Source organism: Nocardioides sp. P4_G4 (assembly GCF_056401085.1).
Window position 1 is genome coordinate 1 of the sequence record NZ_JBFUKA010000146.1, and the last position, 5,621, is coordinate 5,621.

General features: G+C 73.0%; 7 protein-coding genes. All 7 read left to right on the forward strand.

The features are described 5' to 3' along the window. A partial coding sequence (locus tag AC1DQF_RS20970; RefSeq protein ID WP_477527164.1) for a hypothetical protein occupies nt 1-488 on the forward strand: 488 nt, incomplete at its 5' end. Nucleotides 489-593: 105 nt separating this feature from the next. Then, complete coding sequence (gene mihF / locus AC1DQF_RS20975) at nt 594-920, forward strand: integration host factor, actinobacterial type (protein WP_056924471.1); 327 nt, start codon at nt 594-596, stop codon at nt 918-920. Beyond that, complete coding sequence (gene gmk / locus AC1DQF_RS20980; RefSeq protein ID WP_477527165.1) at nt 917-1,507, forward strand: guanylate kinase; 591 nt, start codon at nt 917-919, stop codon at nt 1,505-1,507. The genes mihF and gmk overlap by 4 nt, the downstream gene beginning before the upstream one ends. A gap of 64 nt (nt 1,508-1,571) precedes the next feature. Beyond that, on the forward strand, nt 1,572-1,901 hold the full coding sequence (gene rpoZ, locus AC1DQF_RS20985; RefSeq protein WP_056924469.1) for a DNA-directed RNA polymerase subunit omega: 330 nt from the start codon (nt 1,572-1,574) through the stop codon (nt 1,899-1,901). 46 nt (nt 1,902-1,947) lie between these two features. Further along, nucleotides 1,948-3,183 (forward strand): bifunctional phosphopantothenoylcysteine decarboxylase/phosphopantothenate--cysteine ligase CoaBC, encoded by a 1,236-nt coding sequence (gene coaBC, locus AC1DQF_RS20990; protein ID WP_477527168.1) that lies wholly within the window; start codon nt 1,948-1,950, stop codon nt 3,181-3,183. A 73-nt stretch (nt 3,184-3,256) separates the two neighbouring features. Further along, nucleotides 3,257-4,459, forward strand: a complete 1,203-nt coding sequence (gene metK / locus AC1DQF_RS20995; protein ID WP_477527166.1) for a methionine adenosyltransferase — start codon at nt 3,257-3,259, stop codon at nt 4,457-4,459. 148 nt (nt 4,460-4,607) lie between these two features. Next, the coding region (locus tag AC1DQF_RS21000) for a primosomal protein N' family DNA-binding protein (protein WP_477527167.1) at nt 4,608-5,621 on the forward strand (1,014 nt) is incomplete at its 3' end.

Consider the following 5,621-nt stretch of genomic DNA (forward strand, 5'->3'; position numbering starts at 1 on the left):
GCCGCTCGGCGCGGCAACGACGCGGTCGCCGCGCTCGGCGACGCGTGAGGCGCCTCGCCGCGGTCGTGGCCCTGCCGCTCCTGCTGGGTGCGCTCACGTCCGGCTGCAGCAGCGAGCGGGAGGACTACTGCCAGGCCGTCGAGGAGCACCAGGCCGAGCTGAGCGACATCGCCGCCAGCGAGCAGCCCGGCGCGATCCTCGGGGCCCTGGATGCCTACCGCGACCTGCGCGCCCAGGCTCCCGACGACCTGCGTGACGAGTGGGCCCAGGTCGTCACCCGGCTCGAGGACCTCCAGGAGGCCCTCGATGCCGCCGACGTCGACCCCGCGTCGTACGACCCGGAGGTCACGCCCCAGGAGCTCCCGGACGATGCCCGGCAGGCCGTGGAGTCGGCTGCGCGGGCCCTGGGAGAGGCCGGCACGATCGAGGCGATGGGCGGCATCGAGCAGCAGGCCCTCGACGTGTGCCGGACGCCGCTGAGCCAGTAGCGGCCAGCCCCACCCCGCATTGCAGGGCGTCCGTCGTTCTGACTAGATTGACCGGGTTGTCCCAGCCCGCGGCCAGCCAGACCCACAGCCAGAAGGACCCGTTTCGTGGCCTTGCCCCCTCTCACGCCCGAGCAGCGCCAGGCAGCCCTCGACAAGGCCGCCGCCTCCCGACGGGAGCGCGCCGAGGTCAAGAACAGGCTCAAGAACTCGGGCGCCTCGCTCATGGACGTCGTCCGCGAGGGACAGGACAACGAGGTCGTCGGCAAGATGCGCGTCGTCGAGCTGCTCCAGTCCATGCCCGGCCTCGGCAAGGTCCGCGCCCGTCAGGTGATGGAGCGCCTCGGCATCGCCGAGAGCCGCCGCGTCCGGGGACTGGGCATCAAGCAGGTCGCCGCGCTCGAGCGTGAGTTCGGCCCCCGCGAGGAGTCTTGAGCGAGCCGCGCCGGTCCCGCCTGATCGTGCTCGCCGGCCCCACGGCCGTCGGCAAGGGCACGGTGGCCGCCGAGGTGCGCCGCCACCACCCCGAGGTCTGGCTGTCGGTCTCGGCCACGACGCGTGACCCGCGTCCCGGCGAGGAGAACGGCGTCCACTACTGGTTCGTCTCCGACGACGACTTCGACGCCATGGTCGAGCGGGGCGACCTCCTCGAGTGGGCGACCGTCCACGGCACCCATCGCTACGGCACGCCGCGGGGTCCGGTCGAGCTGGCCCTGGCCTCCGGCCACCCCGCGATGCTCGAGATCGACCTGCAGGGCGCGCGGCAGGTCCGCACGACCATGCCCGAGGCCCTGTTCGTCTTCCTCAAGCCGCCGTCGTGGGACGAGCTCGTCCGCCGCCTCGTCGGTCGCGGCACCGAGACCGAGGCCCAGCGGGAGCGCCGGCTGGCCACGGCGCGCGACGAGCTGGCGGCGGAGTCGGAGTTCGACGTGACCGTGGTCAACCACGAAGTTCACGCTGCTGCGGACGAGTTGGTAACCTTGATGAGGATCGACCCCGTGTCGGACCCTGCCCAGGACTGATCCGGCGCAGGACCGGCCGCCCCGTACCTCTTCTGCACCAACCGACTCTGTGAGGCTCCCAGCTGTGTCTGCCCCCAACATCGCCGCCGAGGGCGTGACCAACCCCTCGATCGACGACCTGCTCACCAAGACCGACAGCAAGTACAAGCTGGTTCTCTACAGCGCCAAGCGCGCCCGCCAGATCAACGCCTACTACTCCCAGCTCGGCGAGGGCCTGCTGGAGTACGTCGGCCCGCTCGTCGACACCGTCGTCCAGGAGAAGCCCCTCTCGATCGCGCTCCGCGAGATCAACGAGGACCTCCTGACCTGCGAGGACGTCGACCCGGCCGAGCTCGCCGCCGAGGAGGCCGCTGCCGCGGCCGCGCGCGCCGAGGCGTCGACCTTCTCGGAGTGACGTGACCTCCCCGGACGACTCCGTCCGCGAGACTCTCGACGACGACGTGGCCGTTTCCCCKGCGGGGAAGCGGCCACGAGTCGTCCTCGGGGTCGGCGGCGGCATCGCGGCGTACAAGGCGTGCGAGCTGCTGCGCCGGTTCACCGAGTCCGGCCACGACGTCACCGTGGTCCCGACCGCCGCCGCCCTCGAGTTCGTCGGCGCCCCGACCTGGGCCGCGCTGTCGGGCAAGCCGGTGTCCACCGACGTGTGGTCCGACGTCCACGAGGTGCCGCACGTGCGCATCGGACAGTCGGCCGACCTCGTCGTGGTGGCGCCGGCGACCGCCGACCTGATGGCGCGTGCGGCCCACGGGCTGGCCGACGACCTGCTCACCAACACCCTGCTCACCGCGCGGTGTCCCGTGGTGCTGGCCCCGGCGATGCACACCGAGATGTGGGAGCACCCGGCCACCGCCGCCAACGTCGCGACCCTGCGCAGCCGCGGTGTCGTCGTCGTCGAACCCGCCGAGGGCCGCCTGACCGGCAAGGACACCGGCAAGGGCCGCCTCCCCGAGCCCGGCGAGATCTTCGACCTCGCCGTCGAGGTGCTGGCCCGCGGCGTCACGGCGCCCGACCTGGCCGGTCGACGCGTCGTGGTGAGCGCCGGCGGCACCCGCGAGTACCTCGACCCCGTCCGCTTCCTCGGCAACCGCTCCTCGGGGATCCAGGGCTATGCCCTCGCCCGGGCCGCCGCGGCCCGCGGCGCCGAGGTCACCCTCGTCAGCGCCAACGTCGCGCTGGCCGACCCGGCCGGCGTCAAGGTCGTCCGGGTCGAGACCACCGCGCAGCTGCGCGACGAGGTCGTGCTGGCTGCCGGCTCCGCCGACGCGGTGGTGATGGCCGCGGCGCCGGCCGACTTCCGCCCGACCGCGGTCAGCGAGGCCAAGATCAAGAAGACCGACGACGGCTCCGCGCCGCCGATCGAGCTCGAGCAGAACCCGGACATCCTCAAGGAGATCTCGCGCGAGCGGCAGCGTCCCGGCGCGGTGATCGTCGGGTTCGCCGCCGAGACCGGCGACGACACGGGCGACGTCCTCGACCTGGCGCGGGCCAAGCTGGCCCGCAAGGGCTGCGACCTGCTCGTGGTCAACGACGTCAGCGGGGGCGCCGTGTTCGGCAGTCCCGACAACGAAGCGGTGATCCTGGCCGCCGACGGGGGCACCGTCGACGTGCCCCACGGCACCAAGAGCGCCCTCGCCCACGTCATCTGGGACGAGGTCGCGAGTCGATTCGCCCGCTGAGACGGGCATCTTGCATAGTGGGCCACCGATATCGTGGCTCGTACACCTGAGCACCTCGACAGGAGCACCGACTGTGGCTGGACGCCTCTTCACCTCCGAGTCCGTGACCGAGGGTCACCCGGACAAGATCGCCGACCGGATCAGCGACTCGGTCCTGGACTACCTCATGGAGCACGACTCCGACCGCGAGAACCTGCGGGTCGCGGTCGAGACGCTGCTGACGACCGGGCTGGTCGTCGTGGCCGGCGAGGTGCGCACGAACGCCTACGCCCCGGTCGCCGACCTGGTTCGCAAGGCGATCCTCGACATCGGTTACGACTCCTCCGACAAGGGCTTCGACGGCGCCACGTGCGGAGTGCAGGTCGCGATCGGCGCCCAGTCCAGCGACATCGCCGCCGGCGTCGACAGCGGCCACGAGTCCCGCGTCGGGTCCTCCGAGGACGACCTCGACAAGCGCGGCGCCGGCGACCAGGGCCTGATGTTCGGCTACGCCTGCGACGACACCCCCGAGCTGATGCCGCTGCCGATCATGATCGCCCAGCGCCTCGCCCAGCGGCTGACCGAGGTCCGCAAGGACGGGACGCTCGACTACCTGCGCCCGGACGGCAAGACCCAGGTCACCATCGAGTACGACGACCAGGACCGCCCGGTGCGCATCGACACCGTCGTGCTGTCCACCCAGCACTCCGAGGACGTCGACCACGCCACCCTCGAGGCCGACGTCAAGCAGCACGTGATCGACGTGGTGCTGGCCGGCTTCGACATCCCGTCCGAGGGATACCGGCTGCTGGTCAACCCGACCGGCAAGTTCGTCGTCGGYGGCCCGATGGGCGACGCCGGCCTCACCGGCCGCAAGATCATCGTCGACACCTACGGCGGCATGGCCCGCCACGGCGGCGGCGCCTTCTCCGGCAAGGACCCGTCCAAGGTCGACCGCTCCGCTGCGTACGCCATGCGCTGGGTGGCCAAGACCGTCGTGGCCGCCGGGCTGGCGCGTCGCTGCGAGGCGCAGGTCGCCTACGCGATCGGCAAGGCCGCCCCGGTGGGCGTCTTCATCCAGACCTTCGGGACCGGTGTCGTCTCGGACGAGGCGATCCAGGCCGCCGTGCTCGAGGTCTTCGACCTCCGCCCGGCCGCGATCATCCGCGACCTCGACCTGCTGCGCCCGATCTACGCCGCGACCTCGGCCTACGGCCACTTCGGCCGCGAGCTGCCCGAGTTCACCTGGGAGCACACCGACCGCGCCGACAAGCTCAAGGCCGCCGCCGGCGCCTGATCTCGGGTTGACCCCCTCGGTCGAAGTCCCCGCTCAGGCGGGGACTCTGCCGCTGGGAGGGGGTTGCAACCGTCACGAAGTGACAGACTCGCCCACCCAGTGGGGACCGTGGGTGCCGGTGTCGGTCCCGGTTGATTGAATGCCGACCATGACCAACCACGAGGCCGGGCCAGCAGAGATGCTGCCCGGCCTCCGTGCGTCCGTGGCCGACGGCCGGGCGCGCGCGGCGGCCACCCGGGCCCGCAAGGCCGCGGAGTTCGAGCCGAGCGAGGTGGACCCGGTCGCCCGCGTGCTCGTCGACGTGCCGCTGGCCCATCTCGACCGCACCTTCGACTACGCCGTCCCCGAGGCCTTCGCCGCCACCGCGGTGCCGGGTGCCCGGGTCAAGGTCCGCTTCGCCGGGCAGGACGTGGACGGCTTCGTCGTGGCCCGGGGCGCGACGACCGACCACACCGGCCGTCTCCAGCCGCTGCGCCGCGTGGTCAGTGCCGAGCCGGTGCTGAGCCCCGTCGTCGCCGAGCTCACGGCCGCCGTCGCTGCTCGGTACGCAGGCGCCCGCTCCGACGTGCTGCGGCTCGCCGTCCCGCCCCGGCACGCCAAGGTCGAGGCCGAGCCGTGGGAGCCCGCTCCTGACCCGGGCGTCGCCCCGACGGGGGAGTCGTGGCAGCACGTGACGCACGGCGCGGCCTTCATGGGCCATCTCGCCGACGGCGGTGCCCCGCGTGCCGTGTGGGCTGCTGCCCCGGGCGACGACTGGCCGGCCATGGTGGCCGCGGCCGTCGCTGCGACCCGCTCCGGGGGGCGGGGCGCGATCGTGTGCGTCCCCGACCAGCGCGACGTCGACCGGGTCAGCGCCGCGCTCGACGTCGCCCTCGGCCCCGACCAGCATGCGACGCTGACCGCCGACCTCGGGCCGTCCGCCCGCTACCGCGCCTTCCTGTCGGTCTCCCGCGGCGCCCGACGCGTGGTGGTGGGCACGCGCTCGGCCGCCTTCGCCCCGGTCCACGACCTGGGCCTCGTCGTCCTCTGGGACGACGGCGACGACCTGCACGCGGAGCCTCGCGCGCCGTACCCGCACGTCAGGGAGGTGCTCGGACTGCGCGCCGAGGCCGAGGGCACCGCGATGCTCCTCGGCGGCTTCGCGCGCTCGACGGAGGCGGCC